This is a genomic window from Actinoplanes sp. NBRC 101535 (genome assembly GCF_030269225.1).
GTDB lineage: Bacteria > Actinomycetota > Actinomycetes > Mycobacteriales > Micromonosporaceae > Actinoplanes > Actinoplanes rectilineatus.
In genome coordinates this window covers 308,332-331,064 of the sequence record NZ_BSSY01000004.1, presented here as the reverse complement: position 1 = coordinate 331,064, position 22,733 = coordinate 308,332, and the positions used below count along the sequence as shown (strand labels likewise).

The 22,733-nt window shown below is 70.5% G+C and carries 20 protein-coding genes; 16 read left to right on the top strand and 4 right to left on the bottom strand.

Annotated elements, in window-relative coordinates; translation table 11 throughout:
• Positions 1-2 precede the first annotated feature (2 nt).
• The 6 genes from QSK32_RS13475 to QSK32_RS13450 are packed head-to-tail and all read left to right on the top strand — an operon-like array spanning position 3 to position 5,899.
• The gene (locus QSK32_RS13475) at positions 3-281 is read left to right on the top strand and encodes a hypothetical protein (protein WP_285472072.1); all 279 of its coding nucleotides are present in this window, start codon (positions 3-5) and stop codon (positions 279-281) included.
• Entirely contained in the window at positions 278-1,486 is a 1,209-nt protein-coding gene (locus QSK32_RS13470; protein WP_285472071.1) for an AAA family ATPase, read from the top strand. Before QSK32_RS13475 ends, QSK32_RS13470 begins: the two co-directional genes overlap by 4 nt.
• Positions 1,483-2,154, top strand: a complete 672-nt coding sequence (locus QSK32_RS13465; protein WP_285472070.1) for a hypothetical protein — start codon at positions 1,483-1,485, stop codon at positions 2,152-2,154. The genes QSK32_RS13470 and QSK32_RS13465 overlap by 4 nt, the downstream gene beginning before the upstream one ends.
• Complete coding sequence (locus QSK32_RS13460; protein ID WP_285472069.1) at positions 2,151-2,765, top strand: hypothetical protein; 615 nt, start codon at positions 2,151-2,153, stop codon at positions 2,763-2,765. The genes QSK32_RS13465 and QSK32_RS13460 overlap by 4 nt, the downstream gene beginning before the upstream one ends.
• Before the next feature lie 36 nt (positions 2,766-2,801).
• Entirely contained in the window at positions 2,802-4,433 is a 1,632-nt protein-coding gene (locus QSK32_RS13455) for an RICIN domain-containing protein (RefSeq protein WP_285472068.1), read from the top strand.
• Between the two features lie 2 nt (positions 4,434-4,435).
• Positions 4,436-5,899 (top strand): S8 family serine peptidase, encoded by a 1,464-nt coding sequence (locus QSK32_RS13450; RefSeq protein ID WP_285472067.1) that lies wholly within the window; start codon positions 4,436-4,438, stop codon positions 5,897-5,899.
• 41 nt (positions 5,900-5,940) lie between these two features.
• On the opposite strand, the gene QSK32_RS13445 is transcribed toward QSK32_RS13450, so the two are convergent.
• A complete protein-coding gene (locus QSK32_RS13445; protein WP_285472066.1) occupies positions 5,941-6,573 on the bottom strand; it encodes a DUF4232 domain-containing protein in 633 nt (210 codons plus the stop codon).
• Positions 6,574-6,701: 128 nt separating this feature from the next.
• Complete coding sequence (locus QSK32_RS13440; protein ID WP_285472065.1) at positions 6,702-7,541, bottom strand: helix-turn-helix transcriptional regulator; 840 nt, start codon at positions 7,539-7,541, stop codon at positions 6,702-6,704.
• A gap of 443 nt (positions 7,542-7,984) precedes the next feature.
• Between QSK32_RS13440 and QSK32_RS13435 the strand changes: the two genes are divergently transcribed.
• From QSK32_RS13435 to QSK32_RS13395, 9 genes are all read left to right on the top strand, one after another.
• Positions 7,985-9,220 carry a prolyl oligopeptidase family serine peptidase gene (locus tag QSK32_RS13435; protein WP_285472064.1) on the top strand — a complete coding sequence of 412 codons (1,236 nt, stop codon included), beginning with the start codon at positions 7,985-7,987 and terminating at the stop codon, positions 9,218-9,220.
• A gap of 131 nt (positions 9,221-9,351) precedes the next feature.
• A complete protein-coding gene (locus QSK32_RS13430) occupies positions 9,352-10,533 on the top strand; it encodes an ROK family transcriptional regulator (RefSeq protein ID WP_425394605.1) in 1,182 nt (393 codons plus the stop codon).
• Positions 10,530-12,053 (top strand): sugar ABC transporter ATP-binding protein, encoded by a 1,524-nt coding sequence (locus QSK32_RS13425; protein WP_285472063.1) that lies wholly within the window; start codon positions 10,530-10,532, stop codon positions 12,051-12,053. The genes QSK32_RS13430 and QSK32_RS13425 overlap by 4 nt, the downstream gene beginning before the upstream one ends.
• An 11-nt stretch (positions 12,054-12,064) precedes the next feature.
• Positions 12,065-13,072, top strand: a complete 1,008-nt coding sequence (locus QSK32_RS13420; protein WP_245673788.1) for an ABC transporter permease — start codon at positions 12,065-12,067, stop codon at positions 13,070-13,072.
• 70 nt (positions 13,073-13,142) lie between these two features.
• Positions 13,143-14,204, top strand: a complete 1,062-nt coding sequence (locus QSK32_RS13415; protein WP_285472062.1) for a substrate-binding domain-containing protein — start codon at positions 13,143-13,145, stop codon at positions 14,202-14,204.
• A 57-nt stretch (positions 14,205-14,261) separates the two neighbouring features.
• Positions 14,262-15,395: a Gfo/Idh/MocA family protein gene (locus tag QSK32_RS13410; RefSeq protein ID WP_502872533.1), complete on the top strand. Its 1,134-nt coding sequence runs from the start codon at positions 14,262-14,264 to the stop codon at positions 15,393-15,395.
• A 114-nt stretch (positions 15,396-15,509) separates the two neighbouring features.
• Positions 15,510-16,517, top strand: a complete 1,008-nt coding sequence (locus QSK32_RS13405) for a sugar phosphate isomerase/epimerase family protein (protein ID WP_045739944.1) — start codon at positions 15,510-15,512, stop codon at positions 16,515-16,517.
• 172 nt (positions 16,518-16,689) lie between these two features.
• Complete coding sequence (locus tag QSK32_RS13400; RefSeq protein ID WP_285472060.1) at positions 16,690-17,595, top strand: sugar phosphate isomerase/epimerase family protein; 906 nt, start codon at positions 16,690-16,692, stop codon at positions 17,593-17,595.
• Between the two features lies 1 nt (position 17,596).
• On the top strand, positions 17,597-19,645 hold the full coding sequence (locus QSK32_RS13395) for a PQQ-dependent sugar dehydrogenase (RefSeq protein WP_285472059.1): 2,049 nt from the start codon (positions 17,597-17,599) through the stop codon (positions 19,643-19,645).
• Positions 19,646-19,774: 129 nt separating this feature from the next.
• Here the strand turns inward: QSK32_RS13395 and QSK32_RS13390 are convergent, their stop codons facing one another.
• Complete coding sequence (locus QSK32_RS13390; RefSeq protein ID WP_285472058.1) at positions 19,775-20,752, bottom strand: DJ-1/PfpI family protein; 978 nt, start codon at positions 20,750-20,752, stop codon at positions 19,775-19,777.
• Between the two features lie 71 nt (positions 20,753-20,823).
• Here QSK32_RS13390 and QSK32_RS13385 point away from each other — a divergent pair, with 71 nt between their 5' ends.
• Positions 20,824-22,248: an APC family permease gene (locus QSK32_RS13385; RefSeq protein WP_083448710.1), complete on the top strand. Its 1,425-nt coding sequence runs from the start codon at positions 20,824-20,826 to the stop codon at positions 22,246-22,248.
• A 34-nt stretch (positions 22,249-22,282) separates the two neighbouring features.
• Here QSK32_RS13385 and cspE read toward each other — a convergent pair whose 3' ends face one another.
• The gene (gene cspE / locus QSK32_RS13380; protein WP_045739787.1) at positions 22,283-22,486 is read right to left on the bottom strand and encodes a transcription antiterminator/RNA stability regulator CspE; all 204 of its coding nucleotides are present in this window, start codon (positions 22,484-22,486) and stop codon (positions 22,283-22,285) included.
• Positions 22,487-22,733: the final 247 nt, after the last annotated feature.

The window sequence follows — 22,733 nt, the reverse complement described above, 5'->3', positions numbered from 1 at the left end:
CGATGGCCGACCTGGTGGTCAAGGACCTGGCCGACCTGTCCAGCACGCTCAAGGCCCTGGTCGCCCAGTTCCAGGGTGCGCTGGGTCTGGAGGAGGAGTTCCGCGACGAGTGGGGTCAGGCGAACGCGAATCAGTCGATGAGCGTCTTCGCCGACAACTGGACCCACAACCGCTACAACCTGGAAGAGGACATGGGCGGATACGCCGACAAGGTCGCCGAGGTCGACAAGGCCTGGGCCGAGGCGGAGACCGACCTGGCGAACAGCATGGAGTCCCAGTGAGCGACGGCCGCCTCGACACCCTGCGCAAGGCCGACCTCGGCCGGATCGCCGACGCGCAGCAGCGTTATCAGCACATCGCGGTCACCATCGACGACGCCGTGACGAAGCTCCAGAGGATCGTCGACGCCGGGTCGGAGACCCTGCAGGGGCAGTACGTCGAGCCGCTGCGCGGTGACGCCGAGGAGATCCTGGGCAAGCTCACCGCGGCGTCACGCCGGTACCACGACGTCAGCAGCGAGATCGACAAGTACGAACCCGAGCTCGCCCACGCGATCGACGAGGTCGGCAAGGCCGAGACCGCGGAGGCCGACGGGCAGAGCAACCTGACCAAGGCGAACGCGATGCCGGACGCCCAGCCCGGCCCGGACGGCACGATCCCGCCGGAGGAGCAGGACAAGGCCGATGCCAAGAAGCGGGCACTGGAGGCGGCGAACGCCGACATCACCGCCGCGCAGACCAAACTGACGACGGCCCTGGACGCGTTGGACCGGGCCGGTGAGGCCTTCGGCGCGGCGGTGGACTTCAAGCGGTACGACGACGGGCTCACCGACAAGGTCCACTGGACTCTCATGCGTCTGTTCGCCCTGCTCAGCAAGATCTTCGGCTGGATCGCGCTGGCCCTGACCATCCTCGCCTTCTTCATTCCCGGCGCCGGCTGGCTGGCCATCGCGGGCCTGATGGCCGGAATCGTCACCCTGGTCAGCGACTCGGTGCTCTACCACGGTGGCGATGGCAGCGTCGCCAGCCTGGTCCTGGGCGCGCTCGGCCTGGTCTTCGCAGGTCTCGGCACGCTGGCCGGCAAGTTCGCCGGGATCATCGGGAAGTTGATGCCGAAGGGCCTGCCCGGCGGTGGCCTGCAGGGCGCGAACGTGTTCCTGATGGGCGGACCCAAGTTCCTCGGTGCGGGCGCCGGCGGCAACATCGTCACCAAGCCGGGCTTCTTCACCAACTTCAGCAACCTGTTCACGGGCGGGCCCAAGGCGACCTTTTTCACCTGGTGGGCGTCCTACTCCGGGGGCAACACCCTCGGCCACCTCGGCATGCTGGACAAGTTCAACCTGCTCGGCTTCACCGTCAGCGGCACCACCGGCCAGTTCCTCTGGGCCGGATGGAACGTCACCAACCAATCCTTCAACTTCATCGGCGGCATGGTGATCGGCGGCCTGATGGTCGCCGAGGACCCGGCCGTTGCGGGCTGGGAATGACGGCCCCGGCCGATGCTGTCGCGACCACCTGGTGGTGGGACTGGGTGCCGGACCCGGACAGCGGCCCGGCAGACCGGGCGGCCTGGATCGCGGCGGTCACCGCCCGGCTCGACGAGTGGGTCGGTGCCAAGGTGGCTGCGGCCCGCGAGGCCTGGACCGCCGGGGATTTCCCGTTCGCCGTCGGCTCGATGGGTGACCAGGTGACGCGGGCGCTGCTGGAACGCGCCGCCACGCTGCCCGGGCACGCCCGGCTGCTCTGGGGCGCGGGCTTCCTCAACGGTGAGGCCCGCTGGCTGCCGGTACTGCTGCTGGTCGAGTTCCGGGTGCCGCTGCCCGGCGATTCCGCCTACCTGATGGCCACCGTCGGCGCGGAGGGCCGCCCGGACGACGTCCGGGAACCGGTGATCGAGTACGTCAGTACCGACCACGGCGACGGCGTTCAGGTGTTCGCACTGGTCGACAACGCCGATGAAGGCCTGCACGCCCGGGTCGAGGCGGCCCTGCGCCTGGAGTCCTTCGGCGCCGACGTCCTGATCAGTACGAAGGTCACCGCCCTGGACCAGATGCCGGTGATCGGAGCCGGGTTGACCACGGCGATGACCATGATCGACGCCTCGCTCGCCGCCGGGCCGGTTCGGTTGCCGCTGCCCGCGGAGGACCAGCCGTGATCGACTTCAACCTGATCACCCCCACCGGATGGGTACGCATCCCTACCACCCCCGACACGAGCCGGCTCCGCGAACGTGTCATCACCGGCGTCGTCCGTACCGTCCTGCCCGACGACCTGCCACGGGACAAGGCCGGACCGTGGCGGCGGATGCTGCACCGGCAGCTCACCGAGGCGGCCGGCCAGGCCGAACAGCAGGGCGCCCGATCGGTGGTGGTGCCCGTCCAGGAGATGTACGGCATGCGCCTGCCCGGCACCCTGGTCCTGTCGATCGTCGAGGACGACGAACCGCAGGACCCGCGGGCATTACTGGCCGCGATCGTCGCCGACGCCGGCCCCGGTGGGGAGATCCTCGACATCGGTGGCTGCCCGGCCGCCCGGGTCCAGACGGTCATCGCCAGCGACACGATCAAACGAAAGGCGCCATCGATCCGGGTCAACTACTACGTCTGCGCGCCCGGCCATCCCGGCGTGTGGGGTGTGCTGACCTACACCGTGCTGACGGACGGCGACGTCGAGGCCGACGCGGTGCAGGCGGTCGTCCTGATGTTCGACGCCGTCGTCGCCACCCTGCAGTGGGGCGACCCCGGTGACCATCCCAGCGAATCCTGAGAGTCCGGAGAAAGTGAGAACCCTCTGATGGTCCGGATGCCGAGGTTGCGCCGGCCGGTAGTGCTGGGCCTGGTGTTCGGCCTGGCCGGGCTGCTCGGGGCCGGTGGCTTCGCCGCCCGGCAGGCGGCCGCCGCCACCGAGCCGCTGGCGGGCAGCCAGGTCAGCGCCGGGGACATGCGCATTCTGGTACGCGCTGCCGCCTCCTGCCCGGCACTGACCCCTGCCCGGCTCGCCGGACAGGTCATGGTCGCGTCCGGGTTCGGTGCCGAACCTGTCCCGGAGATGCGCGACGGCGGCGCCACGGGCGTCGCCGCGCTCACCGCCGAACAGTGGCGCGCCGCGGCACCGTCGGCGGACGCCGACCCCACCGACCGGGCGGCCGCCGTCACCGCCCTCGCGGTCACCGTGTGCCGGCTGACCGGGCAGGCCCGGGCGCTGGGACTGGACGAGGATCCGTGGCGGATCGCCCTTGCCGCGCACCGCCGTGGCATGGACCAGGTGGTCGCGGTCGGCGGCATCCCCGTCGACGCCGCGGACTACGTCGGCACCGTCGAACGGTACGCCACCTGGTACGCGCTGCAACCCGCCTTCGGCGGCGCCGCGCCCACCCCGGTGGCCGTGGGCGCGGGCGTGGTCCCGCCGGTACCCGATCAGTACGTGACCCTGATCGCCGCTGCCGGTGAACGGTGCGACGAGATGCCACCGGCCCGGATCGCCGCACAGCTGATGGCCATGTCCGGCTTCGACCCCGACCTGCTCGGCCCGACCGGCGAACAGGGCATCGCCCAGTTCCGCCCGGTGATGTGGACCGGCTACGCGAAGGCGAAGAAGAAGCAGACGCCGTGGCAGCCGTCGGCGGCCATTCCCGCACTGGCCCGCACCATGTGCAAGCTGGTGCGGGAGTCCGGCGGACAGTACGGCCCGGCACTGGCCGCATTCACCCGCGGCGACGCCCGGGCGGTGTCCCCGCTGGCCGAGTTGGTCACCGAGGCCGAGACCACGTACGCCACCGACACGCGGCTGGGTGGGGCGCCACCACCGGTGGCCGCCTCCGTACCGGCGTCCGAGACGCCTCTCGCCGGGCAGCCGCCGTCAGCAGCACCGGTTCCGTCGCTGTCGCCGTCACCTGTGCAGACCGGCCGTAACCAGCCGGTGGTCAAGGCCGCCGACCGGGGCGCCGACGGCAGCTACGGCCCCTACTTCCTGCTCAACCTGGCCAGCGGACTCTGCGCGGACCTGAAGAGCTTCGGCACCAACCCGGCCGGTACCCCGGTTCAGCAGTTCACCTGCGGCAAGACCATCAAGGAGAACCAGGAGTGGGTGTTCGTACCGGCCGGAAAGGACGCTGCGGGCTACCAGCACTACCGACTGCGTAACACCACCGACAACCTGTGCATGGACCCGCCCGGCACGGGTGCGGCGTCGGCCGGCGCCCGGCTCACCACCGCCACCTGCACCGGCGGCGACAACCAGACCTTCCGCCTCGAACCGACCACCGTGACCGGTGGCTTCGAGTACTACTGGCTGCGCAACATCGTCTCCGACCTGTGCCTGGACGTCCCCGGTGCCGGCACGGCCACCCAAGGCCTCGACGCGCCGCTGCAACTGGCCGCCTGCAATGCCGGCGGCGACCACGAATGGGCCCTCGTCCAGAAATCGGAGTGGTGACCGTGCGCACGACGACCCGGGCAGTACTGGCCGTCATGCTGGGCGCCGCCGTGTCCGCCGGGCTCGGGGCACCCGCCGCCGCGGCGAACCAGTACTACTACACCGTCACGGCGAGCCACGGGGGAGCGCCGGAGAACCTGTGGGAGATCGCCGCCCGGTTCCTCGGCGACGCCGGCCGGGCCGGAGAGATCCTCGACCTCAACGCCGGCCGGCCCCAGCCCGACGGCGGCACCCTGAGCGACGCGAGCCGGCTGACCGAGGGATGGCGGCTCGTGCTGCCGTTCGACGCCGTCGGCACCGAGCTGCAATACGGGCCGTTGCCGGCGGTGAGGGCCGCCGCCCCCGCCTGCGACCACGATGACAGCACGGCCGACGGGGCTTGGGGGCAGGAAATGCTGGCACCGCAGCGGGTCTGGGCCACCGCCGACGGCACGGGCGTCGACGTGGCGGTGGTCGGTTCCGGGGTGGACGGCACCGCCGCCGCCCTGGCGGGGAGGGTCACCCCCGGTGCAGACCTGGCCGCGGGCACCGGCCGCGGCGACACCACCTGTGCGGGCACTGGAACAGCCCTGGCCGGGATCGTCGCCGGTGACGACGGCGCCGGGGGAGAACAGTTCGGGCTGGCGCCGAAAGCCCGTATCGTGCCGGTCCGCATCGGCAGCGGCACACCGTCCACCACCCTGGCCGCGTCGGCGATCACGGTCGCGGCGGGCACCGGAGCCCAGGTCATCCTGGTCGCCGACGGTGTCGACGCGACCGGCCCCGAGGTCCGCGCCGCGATCCGCGAGGCGATCACTCGCGACGTGGTGGTCGTGCTGCCCGCGACGGCCGGCGCCGAACCCACCGAGGGCCTGCTGCGCACCACGGCCGTCGACGAGACCCGCCGGCCCGCCGCTGATCCGTCCGGCGGCGGGGAACCCGGCGGCGGACAGGCCGGCGGCCCGGTGGACGTGCCGGCAGTCGGCGTGGACGTTTCCGGGCCGGGCGTCGCCGTGACGAGCATCGGCGGAACGGGAAGCGGTCCAGGCCGGGCAGCCGCGTTCGTCGCCGGCGCGGCCGCCCTGCTCCGCTCGGCGCATCCGGCTCTACCAGCCGTCGAGGTGACCCGGCAACTGCGGGCCACCGCCACGGACGGCCTGATCGATCCGGTCGCCGCGATCAACACCCCGCTACCCGAAGGCGTCGGGGCGAACGCCGACCCGGTCGCCACCGAGAGCGCCCTGAACATCACCGGCCGGGTACTCCTCCGGGCCGGCGCGATCCTAGGTGCGCTGACCCTGATGGCACTGCTGCTGCAGAGCCCGGCCCGCCGGCTCCGGACGGTCCTGGCCCGGCGCCGGGACCACCGTCAGGCCCTGGCCGCCCGAGCCCAGGTCTCCGCCGACATCGACGACCCGTTCTGGGATGCCCCGGCCGACCACCCGAACAGCGACGCCACCCAGCAACTGGTCATCCCGCCCCGCTGACACCGTCTTCATTCCGACCCCACGCTCCCGGAGGAGCGTGCTCACCAGGCGACGACACCCTGCCGGCTCGGCTGGATCGTGCCGATCTTCAGCGACGCCATGGTGATGCCGTTCTTCTCCGGCGCGGGGAAGCCCTCCAGTTCGGCCGGCTTGCCGGTACCGCCTCCGAGACTCACGCTCAGACCGTTACCTGCGCCGCAGCCGGCGTCACCCTTCTCGCAGATCGTCCACTTGATGCCCTGGTAGGCGCTGTTCCCCGACTTCAGGACAGCCGCCACGGAGGCGCCGGGCTGGTCGACGTTCTCGGCCGGCACGTCCACGACCTCGTTCGCCGGGTTCGTCAGGGAGACCGTCGCCCAGCCATCGATCCCGCACTCGGTACCGGACTCGTTGGTCAGCGTGACCAGCCCCATCCGGGTGTCACCGTCGCCGTCCGGTTGCAGCGTGATCGTCGCCGCCAGGGCACCGGTCTCGCAGTCCGGAACCTCGCCGCCGGTTTTCTCCGCCGCCGGGGAAGTCGTCGTGTCCGCGGCCTCCGAGGGCGAGGGGACCGCCGCCTTCGAGGCCGCGGGGGCAGCCGCAGGTTCGGCGGCCGTGGCATTCCCGCAAGCCTGCTGGGAAAGCAGCACACCGGCGGTCATGACACCGAGAAGAGCAATCTTTCGAGTACGCATAAAGCACTCCACCAATCGCCAGGGGATTCAGCTACGCCACCGACAATGCCCGGAAAAGCACCCTGCCAATCAGCGAAAAATGGATAGCAAACTGTTTTCGATACAGCTTGAATATGCGCGCCATTCCGTCAGGACATCGGTGACAGCCCCGGGGCCGGACGTCCTGTGGGACCCCGGCGGGCGTAGTCGGTCGGCGTACACCCGTATCGCTGTTTGAAGGCCCTGCTCAGGTGTCCACTGTCGCTGAACTGCCAGCGCGCGGCGATCTCGGCGACGGTCAGCCTTCCGTCCGGGTCGGCGAGGTCCTGGCCGGCGCGGACGAGCCGCTGTCGCCGGATGTACGCCATCACCGGCTCACCCTCGGCGGCGAACGCCCGGTGTAGCGTCCGCGTGGACACGTGCAGGTCCGCGGCCAGCGTGGCCGGCCCGAGATCGCGGTCGGCGAGCCGGTCGTCGGCGAGGCGCCGCGCGGCGTCGGCCAGTGCCGGGGCAGTCAGCGTATTCTCACTGCCGGCCGCACTCCGCAGCACACCCACGGTGAGTTCGACCAGGGCGTCGCGGGCCGACCGCATCCCGGCGGCTAGTTCCGGCCCGGTGCGGCGCAGCAGGTCGGCGTACGCGATCAGCAGCCGCATCTCGGCCGAGCCGGACTCGCCGCGTACGATCCGGTCGCCGAGCAGCGACCCGAGTGCGGCACCCGGCAGGGTGAGTGACATACCCGCCGTGCCGGGCCCGTTGGTGAACGCGACCGGCCGGTCGAGCCGCCGGATCAGAAAACTCCCGGCGCCGATGGCGTGCGTGTCACGCGGCGCCTCCAGGGTCGCCGACCCGCGCCGCACCAGGATCAGCGACACCGCCCCTTCGACGCCGGCCGGCTTTCCCGCCCGTACCGGAGAAAAGCCTTGATGGGTGTGGATCAGAGCGTCACCGACCCGCGTCTGCTGAAATCGCACCCGTAGGTCGGCCATCGTCGCCCGATCGTAGGCGGGTGTGGCGGACCGTTCCCCCAGAAACGTCTGCCACCTGCGTAGCGACAGGGGTAGCCCGGAGGCCCCGCCGACCCTGGTATCCAGTGTGAACGTTCGAACCCCGGCATCACTGGTCACCGGTCCCAGCCTATCCCGATACGTCGTGGACCGCGGCGGTACCCGGGGCGCCTGACGCCGAGGGCGGGCCAGGATCCGTGGTGTGTGCACGGCCCGCGCCGGGGAGGGGCGCGGGCCCTCGTCGGCGGGTCGGCGGATGTCGGCGTCCGGTGAGGTGGCTCAGGTCGTCATGACGGTCGATGCGTGGTCGACCTCGTTGCTTCCTGTGCGGATCGCGTCGAGGGTAGCGGTCCCCGGGGGCCACCCGATCGTGATAGACCAGTTTCAATGAAACAGCTGTGTAATGTTTCCGAAACGAGGTGGGCATGTCTGTCAGTCGTCGTGGTGTTCTGGTTGCCGGTGCGGGAGTCGCCGCCGGTTTTGCCCTTCCCCGGGCGGCGCGGGCCGGCCGGGCGAGCGTCCGGTTCCGGCTCGAGGCGCGGACGCTCGACGGTGGGGAGCAGGTCGTCGCGGTCACGTTGGCGACCGCGAAGCTCGGGCGGATCGATCCGGCGACGCTCACCAGCGGGACCTTCGCCGTGCACGCCACGGCCACGAGTCCGCTGGCTGCCGACGATGTGGTGCTCGGGACGTACGACATGGACCGGGTCGTGACGGCCGCGCGGCTGGACCGGCACGGGGACGTCGTGCTGGAACTCAGCCATGCCGAGGGTCAGGCGGGTGGGGCCACGCTGGGGTGGGCCGCGCTGCGCGGGCGCAACGTCCGGCTGGTGCTGGAGTACACGATCACGCAGCTGGCGCCGCTGCGGCTGCGCGGCGGCCGGACGGTCACTGTCGACGACTTCGTGCAGGGTGACCTGGTCGATCCCGAAGTGGACGCTTTCGGCTACCACACCTCCAGGGGCGGCTTGAAGTACCGGCTGTACGAGCCCGCACGAAGCGCCCGCCCCCGCCCGTTGGTGGTGTGGCTGCACGGTGGGGGAGAGGGTGCATCGTTGCCGGAGTACTACGACAACGAGACGCAACTGCGGGCCAACCGGGGCGCCCTCGGGTTCGTGACCGCCGAGGGGCAGCGGGCGTTCGGCGGCGCGTACGTCGTGGCCCCGCAGAGCACCTCCTTCTGGCTCGAGGACGGCGACCGGTTCGCCCCGCAGATCCGCGCGGTCATCGACGAGGTGGTGCGCCGCCACCGGGTCGACGCCAGTCGTATCCACGTGGTCGGGTGCAGTAACGGCGGTTACATGAGCCTCAAGATGACCACCGTGTACCCGGAGTTGTTCGCGTCGTCGGTGCCGATCTGCGGTGTGGTTCAGGCGTTCCAGCCGGGTGGCCCTCGCATGATCACCGACGCGGAGCTGGCCGCGATCGGCACCCCGACCTGGCTGGTGGCCTCTCGTGACGATGACACGGTGGCGCCCGAGCCGAACACCGTGCACGCGCACGACCTGATCCCGGGGTCGCGGCTGTCCCTCTACGACCGCGTCGAGTGGGGTGGTTACCGGTTCCCCGGTCACTGGTCCTGGATCTATGTCGGCCGCAACGACCCGCGCGTCGGCGGTGAGCGCATCTGGCAGTGGATGGCGAGGCAACGTTCCGAATGATGCGCGGCCATCTTTTGCATACTTAGGCAAAAGTTGACGCTGATCCATATGAAGACATGGACACGTCGATCGATGGCTTCTACTGTGTGTCGCACGTAACAGGTCGGTAACTCAGCGTTGAGGAGTTGCGCGTGCGTATCTCAGTCGACCCGCCCTACCTGCGACTTCTGCAGATGCTCCGGGACGAGGGGCCCCTCTCCCGGGCCGAGCTCGCGGACCGCCTCGAGCTGACCCGGCCGCGGCTCCTCGCCGAGGTGGAACGGCTCGTCGGCGCCGGGTACGTCGCTGAGGCCGGAATGGCCGCCTCTCGCGGGGGCCGGCGGTCCACCCTGGTGGAGTTGCAGCCGCGTCTGCGGTTCGCGGCCGTCGACCTGGGCGCCAGCTCCATCGACGTCGAGGTCGTCAACGGCCGGCTCGAGCCCGTCGCGGCGTACACCGAGGCCGCCGACATCCGGTCCGGGCCGAAGAACATCGTGCACCGGGTCAACGAGCTGCTCGCCAAGGCTCGTATCGACGGCGCCTACGAACGCCTCGACGGCATCGGCATCGGGGTGCCGGGGCCGGTCAGTTTCCGCGACGGCGTGCCGGTGTCGCCGCCGATCATGCCGGGCTGGGACCGGTTTCCGGTGCGCGAGCTGATGGCCCGGGAGCACGGTTGTCCAGCGGTGGTGGACAACGACGTGAACATCATGGCGATCGGTGAGCGGCACGGGGGAGTGGCGCACAGCGTCGACGACTTCCTGTTCATCAAGATCGGCACCGGGATCGGCTGCGGCATCCATCTCCACGGCGACGTCTACCGGGGCACCGACGGTTGTGCCGGGGACATCGGCCACATTCAGGTCGACCCGCAGGGCCCGGTCTGTTCCTGTGGCAACACCGGTTGTCTGGAGGCGGTGTTCAGCGGTGTGGGCCTGGCCCGCGACGCGACCGCCGCAGCCCGGTCCGGCGCCTCGCCCGCGCTCGCTGAACGGCTCGCGGCGAACGGAGTGCTCACCGCCCGGGACGTCGCCGACGGCGCCGCCGAGGGGGACGTGGCCTGCATCCGGCTGATCCGCGACGGCGGGCACCGGCTCGGCTCGGTGCTCGCCTCGCTGGTCAGTTTCGCCAACCCGTCGATGATCGTGATCGGCGGCGGGCTGGCCCACCTCGGTCACCTGCTGCTGGCCGAGATCCGCAGCGCCGTCTACCGCCGCTCCCTGCCACTGGCCACCGGGAACCTGCCGGTCGTGCTCTCCGAGCTGGGCTCGCGTGCTGGAGTCACCGGTGCTGCGGTGCTGGCCAGCCACGTGGCCTTTGAGCAGGCGTCATGACAGCCGATGTCATCCTGCGGCTTACCGACCTGGTCAAGACCTTTCCCGGGGTACGCGCACTCGACGGTGTCCAACTGGAGGTGCGGGCCGGGGAGGTGCACTGTCTGCTCGGGCAGAACGGCGCCGGTAAATCCACCCTGATCAAGGTGCTGGCCGGCGTCCACCGCCCCGACGAGGGAGTCGTCGAGTGGCTCGGTGAGCCGGTCGCCTTCGCGAACCCGCAGGCCGCGATGAAGGCCGGCATCGCCACCATCTACCAGGAGCTGGACCTGGTCGAGGACCTGACCGTCGCCGAGAACGTGTTCCTCGGGCACGAGCCGTGCCGCGCCGGGTTCGTCCGCCGGGGGCACGCCGCGGCGCGTACCCGGGAGATCCTCGGACGTCTCGGCCACGGTGAGATCCCGCCGCGCCGCCCGGTGCACAAGCTGCAGGCCGCCGCGAAGCAGATCGTCAGCATGGCCCGCGCGCTGTCGCACGACGCCCGGCTGCTGATCATGGACGAGCCGAGTGCGGTCCTGGCCCACGACGAGGTGGCGAACCTGTTCCGGATCATCCGGGAGCTGACCGCCCAGGGCATCGCGGTCGTCTACATCTCGCACCGGCTGGAGGAGATCCGGACCATCGGCGACCGGGTGACCGTCCTCAAGGACGGCCGCACCACCGCCGCCGGGCTGCCGGCCGCGCAGACCCCGACCGCCGAGCTGGTCAGCCGGATGACCGGGCGCACCATCGAGTACGTCTTCCCGCCCCGGCCGCCGGAGAAGACCGGGCAGAAGGAACTGCTGCGGGTGGAGAACCTGAGCCGCGGAGGCGAGTTCAGCGGCGTCTCGCTGACCGTCGCCGCCGGGGAGATCGTCGGGATCGCCGGTCTGGTCGGCTCGGGCCGTTCGGAACTCCTCGAAACCGTCTACGGCGCCCGCCGTCCCGATGCGGGCACGGTCACCGTCGACGGCCGCCGGCTGACCCCGGGCAGTGTCGGCGCGGCCGTCCGCGCCGGGCTGGGCATGGCCCCCGAGGAGCGCAAGAGCCAGGCGCTGCTGCTCGGCGAGCCGATCTACCGCAACGTGACCCTGTCCACCTTCACCAGGCTGGCCCGGTTCGGTTTCACCAGCGCCCGCCGCGAACGCGAGTCCGCCGGCCGGGTGACGAGGTCGCTCGACCTGCGACCGGCCGACGTCGACCGCCGGGTGCGCACGCTGTCCGGTGGTAACCAGCAGAAGGTGGTCGTCGGCCGGTGGCTGCTCGGCGGCACCCGCCTGCTGATCCTCGACGAACCGACCCGTGGTGTGGACGTCGGCGCCCGGGCGGAGCTGTACCGGGTGATCCGGGATCTGGCCGCCGACGGGGTGGGCGTGCTGCTGGTCTCCAGCGAGGTTCCGGAGGTTCTCGGGCTGGCGGACCGGGTGCTGGTGATGCGGGAGGGCCGGCTGGTGCGCACCGCGGCCGCCGGCGAACTCGACGAAGACACCGTCCTCGATCTCGTGATGGCGGGATCGCTCATGGAAGGGGCGCCCGCGTGACCGCCACAGCGGTGAAGAGCGACGTCAGACGCCGATGGGCCGGCGAGAACAGCGAGAACACCACGCGCAACCTGGTGCTGCTCGGGGTGCTGGCGGCGCTGATCGCGATCGGCGCGATCACCCGGCCGCAGCTTTACAGCGACTCCACCTGGGTCTGGAACAACGTCCTCTCCATTCTGCAACTGGCCTCGGTGATCGGCGTGGTCACCGTCGGCATGACCTTCGTGATCATCGGCGGTGGCATCGATCTGTCGGTCGGGGCGATCGTGGCCCTGGCCGGGGTGTGGGCCACCACCGTCGCCACCCAGTCGTTCGGCGCCGGCGGCATGATCTTCACCGCGGTGGCGGTCGGACTGGGCGTCGGGCTCGTCAACGGGCTGCTCATCGCGTACGGAAAACTGGTGCCTTTCATCGCCACCCTGGCGATGCTGGTGGCGGCCCGCGGCCTGGCCGCGCAGATCTCCGGCAAGCAGACCCAGATCTCCGAGAGCGCCGTGATCAACGGCATCGCCAGCACCAAGATCCTCGGTATCCCGCTGCTGGTCTACATCCTCGCGGTGGTCGCCGCGGCCGGATGGGTGCTGCTCAACCGCACCACGTTCGGCCGGCGCACGGTCGCCGTCGGTGGCAATGCCGAGGCCGCGCGTCTGGCGGGCATCGACATCAAGAGACACACCATGCTCCTGTACGGGCTGAGCGGGCTCTGTTGCGGCCTGGCGGCCATCATGTTGACCTCGCAGGCCACGTCGGCGCAGGCGGCCATGGCCAACCTGTACGAGCTGGACGCGATCGCCGCCGCCATCATCGGCGGGACGCTGTTGAGCGGCGGACGGGGCACCATCGTCGGCTCGCTGCTCGGCGTGATCATCTTCGCCACCATCACCAACCTGTTCGCCATCAACGGGCTGTCCACCGAGGCCCAGAACATGGTCAAGGGCGGCATCATCATCGCCGCCGTCCTGGTTCAGCAGTTCCGGTTCGACGCCGTCACCCGGCTTCTCGGCCGCATCAGGAACTGAGTTCCGGCCGGCCGCCGGGTCCCGTGTGCCCTTTTCTCGCTCCATCCATACCGATATATCGGGAGAAAAGATGACTCAGAGCAGTCGCGACCTGTCGCGGCGCCGCCTGTTGCTCGGCGGGGCCGCACTCGGCGCGGGAACCCTTCTCACCGCGTGCACCAGCAACGAGGCCGAGCCGAACGACGCCCAGATCAAGACCGGCGGGTCCGAGGCGGCCGGTGGCAACGCCGCGCCGGGCACCGAGGTCGTGATCGGGTTCTCCGCCCCGGCCGCCGACCACGGCTGGCTCGGCGCGATCATCACGAATGCGAAGGCGCAGGCGCAGGCGTACCCGGATGTGGAACTCAAGGCCGTCGAGTCGGGTTCGGACGCCGCCACCCAGCGGGCCGCCCTGGCCACCCTGCTCGGGCAGAAGCCGAACGTGATCGTCCTGCTGCCGCACGACGGCAAGGAGCTCAACGCGTTCGGCCTGGAGGCGATGGCCGCCGGGATCCCGGTGGTGAACCTGGACCGGGCCTTCCCCAGCGCCCGCGCCTACCGCACCCAGATCCTCGGCGACAACTACGGCATGGGGGTGGCCGCCGCCGACTACGTCATCGCGCAGATGAAGGCGAAGGGCGTGGCCGCCCCGATCATCGGGGAGATCGCCGGGATGGACGAACTGGAGCTGACCCAGACCCGGTCGAAGGGGTTCACCGACACCCTGGCCGCCGCCGGATTCGAGGTCGCCAACCGGCGGGCCGCCCGGTTCACCGTGGACTCCGGTCAGCAGGAGGCGTCCCAGCTGCTGCAGGCGTTGCCGAGGATGGACGCGCTCTGGAACCACGACGACGACCAGGGCGTGGGCGTGCTGGCGGCACTGAGCCAGGCCGGCCGCAAAGAGATGATCATGGTGGGTGGCGCCGGCTCGAAGAAGGCGATCGAGTCGATCCAGGCCGACGACTCGCCGTTGAAGGCGACGGTCACCTACAGCCCGTCGATGGCGTCCTCGGCGATCTCCCTGGCCCGGCTGATCGGGCAAGGGAGGGGCCTCGGCGACCTGGTCGAACTCCAGGTGCCCAAGGAGATCGTGCTGGCCTCGGAGACTGTCACCAAGGACAACGCGAGCGCGTACCTGAAGCTCGGTTTCTGACCGTACCGGAGGGGGAGACCCATCTTGTCCACGCAGACCACGGACCTGCGCATCGGCATGGTCGGCTACGCGTTCATGGGCACGGCGCACTCACAGGCGTGGCGCACCGTGAACCGCGTCTTCGACCTGCCGCTGCATGCCCGGATGACGGCGGTCAGCGGCCGGGATCCGGGCAAGGTCGCCGCGGCGGCCGCCCAGCTCGGCTGGCAGGAGCACACCACCGACTGGCGGTCGCTGATCGCCCGGGACGACATCGACCTGATCGACGTCTGCACCCCCGGCGACAGTCACGCCGAGATCGCCATCGCGGCCCTGGCCGCCGGCAAGCACGTCCTCTGCGAGAAACCCCTCGCGAACACGATCGACGAGGCACGTGCGATGGCCGCGGCCGCGGCCCGTGCGGCGGCCGGCGGCGTCCGGGCGATGTGCGGGTTCAACTACCGGCGGGTGCCCGCCGTCGCCCTGATGCGCCGGCTGATCGCCGACGGCAGACTCGGCGAGATCCGGCACGTCCGCGCGGTCTATCTGCAGGACTGGATCACCGACCCGCAGTTCCCGCTGGTCTGGCGGCTGCAGAAGGACAGGGCGGGCTCCGGCGCGCTGGGTGACATCGGCGCGCACATCATCGACCTCACCCAGTACGTCACCGGCCGGCGTATCACCGGAGTCAGCGCGCTGACCGAGACGTTCGTCAAGGAGCGCCCGCAGGCGGCCGGCGGGCTGGGCACGGTCACCGTCGACGACGCCGCGCTGTTCGTGGCCCGCCTCGACGGTGGCGCCATCGCCACCTACGAGGCCACCCGGTTCGCCACCGGCCGCAAGAACGGTCTCCGGGTGGAGATCAACGGTTCGCGGGGCTCGGTGGTCTTCGACTTCGAGCGGATGAACGAACTGGAGTTCTACGACGCCGCCCTCCCCTCGGACGAGCAGGGCTTCAGCCGGATCCTGGTCACCGAACCGGACCATCCGTACGTCGCCGCCTGGTGGCCGCCCGGCCACCTCATCGGGTACGAGCACTCCTTCACCCACCAGGCTCGCGACCTGATCGAGGCGATCGCCACCGGCGGCCCGATCACACCGTCGTTCGCCGACGCGCTCCAGGTGCAGCTGGTGCTGGACGCCGTCGAGCGGTCCGCCGCCCTGGGTTCCTGGTCGGAGGTGGAACCGGCGCTGACCGGGATCGCCGTCTGACCGCCGTCTGTCGCCGCCCGCGAGTGCGAAGGCTCGATGTCCCGGTGAGTCCCCCGCGACCGATGTGAAGGCCCTGCTGTGGGAACCGTCCGGAAGCCGAAGGAGCTGATGAGAGTGGCACGACCGATCACCCTGTTCACCGGCCAGTGGGCCGATCTGCCGTTCGACCAGGTGTGCCGGCTGGCCTCCGAGTGGGGCTACGACGGTCTGGAGATCGCCTGCTGGGGTGATCACTTCGAGGTCGACAGGGCGCTCGCCGACGACGGGTACGTCGACCGCAAACGTGAGCAGCTCGCCGAGTACGACCTGCGGGTGTACGCGATCAGCAACCACCTGGTCGGCCAGGCGGTCTGCGACCATCCGATCGACGAGCGGCACCGGGACATCCTGCCGGCCCGGATCTGGGGCGACGGCGAGCCCGAGGGGGTACGCCGACGGGCCGCCGACGAGATCAGGGACACCGCCCGGGCGGCCGCGAAACTCGGGGTGAACACCGTCGTCGGGTTCACCGGGTCGTCGATCTGGCACACCGTGGCCATGTTCCCGCCGGTCCCGCCGTCGATGATCGAACGGGGGTACGCCGACTTCGCCGACCGCTGGAACCCGATTCTGGACGTGTTCGCCGAGGTGGGGGTCCGGTTCGCGCACGAGGTGCACCCGAGCGAGATCGCCTACGACTACTGGACGACGAAGCGGACCCTGGAGGCGATCGGGCACCGGCCGGAGTTCGGCCTGAACTGGGACCCGTCGCACTTCGTGTGGCAGGACCTGGATCCGGTGAATTTCATCCTCGACTTCGCCGACCGGATCTATCACGTGGACTGCAAGGACGCGAAGGTGCGCACCGGTGACGGGCGCCGCGGCCGGATGGCCTCGCACCTGCCGTGGGCGGACCTGCGGCGGGGCTGGGACTTCGTCTCGACCGGTCACGGCGACGTGCCGTGGGAGGACTGTTTCCGGGCGTTGAACACGATCGGCTACGACGGTCCACTGTCGATCGAGTGGGAGGACGCGGGCATGGACCGGCTCGTCGGCGCGCCGGAGGCGTTGCGGTTCGTCCGCGGGCTGGCGTTCGACGCGCCATCGTCGGCGTTCGATGCGGCGTTCTCGTCGAACCGATAAGGCTTTTCTCAGATCGTGCGGAAGTTCAAGTGTTTCATAAAGATGTCCTACTAGTGACGAACGTGAATGCAATGTAACGTCCGGAAAGAACGTCGTTCTGCGTGAAAAGTTGCCGACCGCGGGGGTGCCGCGGTCATCCGCGTTCATCACCGAAACCGGAGGCACATCGACCATGCCTGAAATCAGCCGACGTCATCTCTTCGGCGTTGCCGCCGCCGCCGGCGCGTCCACCGCCCTCGGCACGCCCGCGTTCGCCGGTGCCGGATCGCAGCCCGGAACCGCCCACCGGGTACCCCGCGAACAGATCAGCGTGCAGCTCTACACGCTGCGCAACCAGCTCGCCGTCAACCTGGAGACCACCTTCACCGAGCTGGCCGCGATCGGGTACCGGCGGGTCGAGCACGCCGGGTTCGTCGGGCGCACCGCCGCCCAGTTCCGGGCCGCCCTCGACAACGCCGGCCTGAAAGCCACCTCCGGGCACGCCGGCATCCCGCAGCCGTGGAACGCCGACACCTGGAAGCGCACCCTCGAGGACGCCGCGATCGTCGGCAACGAGTTCATCGTCCACCCGTACTTCGGCGCCGGCGCGAACGGGCCGGTCCGCGACGCCGCCGTCTACCGGGCCTTCGCCGCGGACCTCGACAAGGCCGGTGAGCTGGCCCGCCGCGCCGGTCTCAGCTTCGGGTACCACAACCACCAGAACGAGTTCGTCCGCCAGAACGGCACCAGCCGGACCGGGTTCGACATCCTCACGAGCGAGACCGATGCGAAACTCGTACACCTGGAAGTGGATCTGTATTGGGCGTGGCGCGGCGCCGCCGACCCGGTCGACCTGATCGAGCGCCACCGCCGACGGATCAAGCAGGTGCACGTCAAGGACATGGACGTGGCCAGCGGTTTCGCCGACCCCGGCACCGGGCTGATCGACTTCGAGCGGATCTTCCGGCGGGCCGCCGACGCCGGCCTGGTCGAGTACATCGTGGAGCGCGACGACGCGGGCAGCCCGCCCCGCACCCCGGCCCAGGCGCTGGACACCGCCCGGGCCGGCTACCGGTACCTCGCCGGACTGAGGTTCTGACATGCGTGGACTTCTCGCGGCCGGTGCCGCCGCCCTGCTCGTGCCGGCCGTGCCCAGCCCGGTGCATGCCGCCCCGCCGCCGGACAGCGACTTCCAGAAGGTGACCCTCAACGACTTCCCGGGCGAGCCGATGGCCCTGGCCGTGCTGCCCGACGGCCGGGTGCTGCACACCGCCCGCAAGGGCCAGGTCCGCATCCACGAGCCCAGCACCGGCCGTAACGTGCTCGCCGCGACCATCCCCGTCTACCTGCACGACGAGGAGGGGGTCCAGGGCATCGCCGTCGACCCCGACTTCGCGAAGAACCAGTGGGTGTACGTCTATTACAGTCCGGTCCTGAACACCCCGGCCGACAACCCGGACACCCCGGTCAACGAGGGTGACGCACCGTTCGACGGCACCGCAGCCGACTTCGCCCCGTACAAGGGGCACCTGCAGCTGTCCCGGTTCAAGCTGCGCGGCAACACCCTCGCGCTCGGCAGCGAGCAGAAGATCCTGCAGGTTCCGGTCGACCGGGGCATCTGCTGCCACGTCGGCGGCAAGATCGATTTCGACGGCGACGGCAACCTGTACCTGTCCACCGGGGACGACACCAACCCGTTCTTCTCCGGCGGCTACACCCCGATCGACGAGAGCCCCGGGCGCAACCCGGCGTTCGACGCCCAGCGCAGCTCGGCCAACACCGACGACCTGCGTGGCAAGCTGCTGCGGATCACGGTCAAGCCGAACGGCTCGTACACGGTCCCGAGCGGCAACCTGTTCCGCAAGGGCACCGCGAAGACCCGCCCGGAGATCTACGCGATGGGTCTGCGCAACCCGTTCCGCTTCGACGTCGACGACAAGACCGGCGTGGTCTACCTGGCCGACTACTCACCCGACGCCAAGGAACCCGATCCGGCGCGCGGACCGGTCGGGCACGGCCGCTGGATGGCCGTCGACAAACCCGCCAACTACGGCTGGCCGTACTGCGTGTCACCGGACCTGCCGTACATCGACTACGACTTCGCCACCGGCACCTCGGGTGCGCCGTTCGACTGCGCGAACCCGGTCAACGACTCGCCCAACAACACCGGGCTGCGCCGACTGCCGCCGGTGGAGAAGGCCGAGGTCGTCTACAACTTCGGGGCCGGCGCGGAGTTCCCCGAGCTGGGCGCCGGTGGCGTCGGCCCGATGGGTGGGCCGGCCTACCACTTCGACAAACGCAACAAGTCGCCGTTCCGGTGGCCGGCCGACTTCGCCGGCAAGCCGCTGTTCTACGAGTGGACCCGCGACTACATCAAGGCGTTCAGCCTGGACCGCCGCAACCGGGTCACCGACATCGCGTCGGTGCTGCCGTCGATCGTCTTCGACAACCCGATGGACCTGGAATTCGGTCCGGACGGCGCCCTGTACGTTCTGGAATACGGCGACGGATACTTCGCCGAGAATCCCGAGGCGCAGTTGGCCCGGGTCGATCACGCGCCGAAGAACAAGACCCCTATCGTGAGGACGAGCGGCAGTCCGACGGTCGGATCGGCGCCGTTCACCGTCGACTTCTCCAGTGCGGGAACCGTCGATCCGGACGGCGACCGGCTGCGGTACGCGTGGGACTTCGACGCCGACGGCCGGGTCGACTCCCGGCAGCCGAACCCGTCGTACACGTACCTCGAGAACGGTGACTACCGGGCCACCCTGAAGGTCACCGACTCCACCGGCCGGTCCGCCTCCGCGGAGTTCCTGCTGCACGTCGGACCGGTGGCGCCCACGGTGTCGTTCGTGACGCCGGTCGCCGGGCAGGACTTCGCCTTCGGCGACACCGTCGCCTTCGCGGTGAACGTGGTCGACGACGCCCCGGTGAACTGCGCGAACGTAGAGGTGACCTACATCCTCGGCCACGACCAGCACGGCCACCCGCTGTCCACCGCGTCCGGCTGCACCGGCTCGATCACCACCTTCGTCGACCCCGGTCACGAGGGCGCGGAGGGCCTGAACGCGGTGTTCGTCGCCGAGTACACCGACGCCCAGGGCCAGACCGGTTCCGCCCAGGTCGTTCTGGCGCCCACCGGCGACTGAGGAGAACGAGAGCCTGCACCTGGCCGAGTTCGCCCGGGTCTGCCCGGCCGAGGCGCTGCTGCTCGGCCGCCTGCCCGGCTGACCCGGGCCCGCCGGCATGGCTTCCGCGTCGGTGACTGTCCGGACCGGTCAGCCGGTTGCGGCGGTGCGGGCCCGATGCCGGAACACGTGCCGGTAGGACTGGGGCGACACACTGATGATCCGCCCGAAGTGCTGGCGCAGGCCGGCGCTGGTGCCGAAGCCCGCCCGACGGGCGATCTGCTCCACCGTGTCGTCGGTGGTCTCGAGCAGTTCCTGCGCCAGCCGCACCCGCTGCTCGAGCAGCCACTGCAGGGGGGTGACGCCCAGCTCGTCGCGGAACCTGCGGGCGAACGTGCGGGCGCTCATGTGCGCCCGGCCGGCCAGGTCGGCCACCGCGAGCGGCTGGTCCAGCCGCTCGCGGGCCCAGGCCAGCACCAGCCCCAGGTCACCACGCTCGTCGGCCCGGATCGTGGGCTGCACGAACTGTGCCTGACCGCCCTCGCGGTGCGGCGGCACGACCATCCGGCGGGCGGTCTCGTTGGCCGCCGCCGCGCCGTGGTCACGCCTGACCAGGTGCAGGCAGAGATCGATCGCCGCGGCCGTGCCGGCCGAGGTGAGCACCGACCCCTCGTCCACGTAGAGCACCCGCGCGTCGACGGTCACGGCCGGATAGCGGTACGCCAGGTCGTGGGCGTTCAGCCAGTGCGTGGTGGCCCGGCGGCCGTCGAGCACACCGGCCGCGGCCAGCACGTATGCGCCGGTGCAGATCGACACGATGCGCCTGCCCGCCGCGTGGGCCCTGCGGACCGCGTCGACCAGCGCGGCCGGCGGGTCGATCTGTTTCGGACGGGTGCACGCCGGCACCAGCACCGTGTCGGCGGCCACCAGATCCTCGAGCCCGTATGCGGGGTTCACCGCCAGCCCGCCGGCAGTCCTCAGCGGACCCGGCTCGGCGGCGCACAGGCGCAGGTCGTACCAGGGGGAGGCGATGTCGCTGCGGTCGTTGCCGAACACCTCGACCGGCACCGACAACTCGAAGATCGGCATGCCGTCGGTCACGGCGACCGCCACCACATGAGGCGCCATGGCAGGAATCTAGCGCATCCCGACGTTTCTGCCACTATCCACGATGGATCGACCTGACGAGAGTAGGCGCCATGAGCGAATCAACTGCCCAGTCGCCCGGCGGCCGCCTGAACACCATCCAGGGCACCGCACTGTACGTCGGCGCGGTGCTCGGCACCGGGGTCATCGCACTCCCCGCTCTCGCCGCCGAAGCCGCCGGGCCCGCGTCGCTGCTCGCCTGGCTCCTGCTGGTGGTCGCATCCGCGCCGCTCGCCTTCACCTTCGCCGCCCTCGGCGCCCGCCACCCCGACGCGGGCGGCGTGTCGACGTACGCACGCCTGGCCTTCGGCCATCGCGCCGCAGCCGTCGTGGGCTGGTGTTTCTACCTCGCCGTGCCGCCCGGCGCGGCCGCCGCGGCCCTGTTCGGCGGGGCCTACGTGTCCGCCGCGCTCGGCGGCGGCGCCACGACGACCGCGATCGCCGCATTCCTGCTGATGGTCGTCGTCACCGCCACCAACGCGTTCGGCGTCCAGCCGGCCGGCAAGGTGCAGCTCGCCGCCGCCGTCCTGCTGGTCACCTTCCTGATCGTCGCCGTGGTGGTGGCGATACCCGACGCGAACACCGCCAACCTGCGGCCGTTCGCCCCGCACGGCTGGGGTGCCGTGCCGACCGCCGCCGCCCTGCTGGTGTGGAGCTTCGTCGGCTGGGAGACGATCACCCACCTGACCGCCGAGTTCCGCCACCCGCGCAAGGACGTCCCCCGCGCCACCGCCGCGGCCATCCTCATCATCGGCCTGCTCTACCTGTCGGTGGCGTTCGCCATCATCGCGGTGCTCGGGCCGCGCGCCGCCGAGACGGACGCACCGCTGGGCGAGTTGATGGCCGTGGGCCTCGGTGGCAACGCCAGGATCCTGGCCGCCGTCGCCGCGCTGCTGCTCACGTTCGGCGCCATGAACGCCTACTACGCCGGCGTGGCCAAACTCGGCTCGGCGCTCGGTCGCGACGGCGCACTTCCGGCGTGGCTGTCGCGGGGCAGCCAGGCCGGCCAGGTCCCGCGCCGCAGCCTCGGGGTCAACGCGCTGCTCTCCTTTCTCTCCCTGGGCATCGTCGTCGCGACCGGGTTCGGCGCGAAGCCGCTGGTGCTGCTGACCACCGGTTCCTTCGTGACGGTGTACGCGGTCGGCATCTTCGCCGCGCTGCGCCTGCTCCCGAAGGGCAGCGCGGGACGAGCCACCGCCTACGCTGCCTGCGTGGTGGTCCTGGCGTTGCTCGCGGTGACCGGCGTCTACCTGTTGTGGTCGCTGTTGGTGATCGGTGGGGCTCTGCTCTATCTGCGCGTCAACCGCAGCCGTGTCGCACCCGGCGTCGCGGTGGACACGGCGTCCGGGACTGGTCACCGGATCCGCGGCCGCTCGGCGCGCCCTTCCGCTTCTGCTCAGCGGGGGTGGTGCGGGTTCACCTCGAGGCGTTCACGGTGCGAACAGCCGAGGGCCGACACGAAACGGCGGCCCGGCTGAATCAGCCGGGCCGCCGTCATCGCAAGGCGGTGGATCAGAGCGGGCGGATGTTCTCCGCCTGCGGGCCCTTCTGGCCCTGGGTGACGTCGAACTCGACCTTCTGGTTCTCGTCGAGGCTGCGGTAGCCGCTCGACGCGATCGCGGAGAAGTGGGCGAAGACGTCGGCGCTGCCGTCGTCGGGGGCGATGAAGCCGAAGCCCTTGTCAGCGTTGAACCACTTCACGGTACCTGTAACCATTGTCTGCTCCTTCGCAGGCTGCTGGAGGCCGCACTGTGCGGACTCGCTTGCCGCTGCGTTGATCACCCGCGTCGGAACCGACTAAAAAACGAAAAGCGCCTGCTTGGGTTCAGATAACCCCAACAGGCGCCGAAAACGTCTACGGAAATCAAAACTGCAACAAGATCACGTTAGCACGGCCGGTTGCCCCGCGTCGATGGGGGTGCCGGTCCGAGCGGGTTCGGCCGGTGCGAGGGCCGGCCCGTCG

Excerpts from the sequence above, each read along its gene's own strand:
- QSK32_RS13475 (WP_285472072.1), top strand. The coding sequence starts at position 3 with ATGGCCGACCTGGTGGTCAAGGACCTGGCCGACCTGTCCAGCACGCTC.
- QSK32_RS13455 (WP_285472068.1), top strand. The coding sequence starts at position 2,802 with ATGCCGAGGTTGCGCCGGCCGGTAGTGCTGGGCCTGGTGTTCGGCCTG.
- QSK32_RS13425 (WP_285472063.1), top strand. The coding sequence starts at position 10,530 with ATGACAGCCGATGTCATCCTGCGGCTTACCGACCTGGTCAAGACCTTT.
- cspE (WP_045739787.1), bottom strand. The coding sequence starts at position 22,486 with ATGGTTACAGGTACCGTGAAGTGGTTCAACGCTGACAAGGGCTTCGGC.
- QSK32_RS13435 (WP_285472064.1), top strand. The coding sequence starts at position 7,985 with ATGTCTGTCAGTCGTCGTGGTGTTCTGGTTGCCGGTGCGGGAGTCGCC.
- QSK32_RS13390 (WP_285472058.1), bottom strand. The coding sequence starts at position 20,752 with ATGGCGCCTCATGTGGTGGCGGTCGCCGTGACCGACGGCATGCCGATC.
- QSK32_RS13415 (WP_285472062.1), top strand. The coding sequence starts at position 13,143 with ATGACTCAGAGCAGTCGCGACCTGTCGCGGCGCCGCCTGTTGCTCGGC.
- QSK32_RS13465 (WP_285472070.1), top strand. The coding sequence starts at position 1,483 with ATGACGGCCCCGGCCGATGCTGTCGCGACCACCTGGTGGTGGGACTGG.
- QSK32_RS13410 (WP_502872533.1), top strand. The coding sequence starts at position 14,262 with ATGGTCGGCTACGCGTTCATGGGCACGGCGCACTCACAGGCGTGGCGC.
- QSK32_RS13385 (WP_083448710.1), top strand. The coding sequence starts at position 20,824 with ATGAGCGAATCAACTGCCCAGTCGCCCGGCGGCCGCCTGAACACCATC.
- QSK32_RS13400 (WP_285472060.1), top strand. The coding sequence starts at position 16,690 with ATGCCTGAAATCAGCCGACGTCATCTCTTCGGCGTTGCCGCCGCCGCC.
- QSK32_RS13445 (WP_285472066.1), bottom strand. The coding sequence starts at position 6,573 with ATGCGTACTCGAAAGATTGCTCTTCTCGGTGTCATGACCGCCGGTGTG.
- QSK32_RS13440 (WP_285472065.1), bottom strand. The coding sequence starts at position 7,541 with ATGGCCGACCTACGGGTGCGATTTCAGCAGACGCGGGTCGGTGACGCT.
- QSK32_RS13395 (WP_285472059.1), top strand. The coding sequence starts at position 17,597 with ATGCGTGGACTTCTCGCGGCCGGTGCCGCCGCCCTGCTCGTGCCGGCC.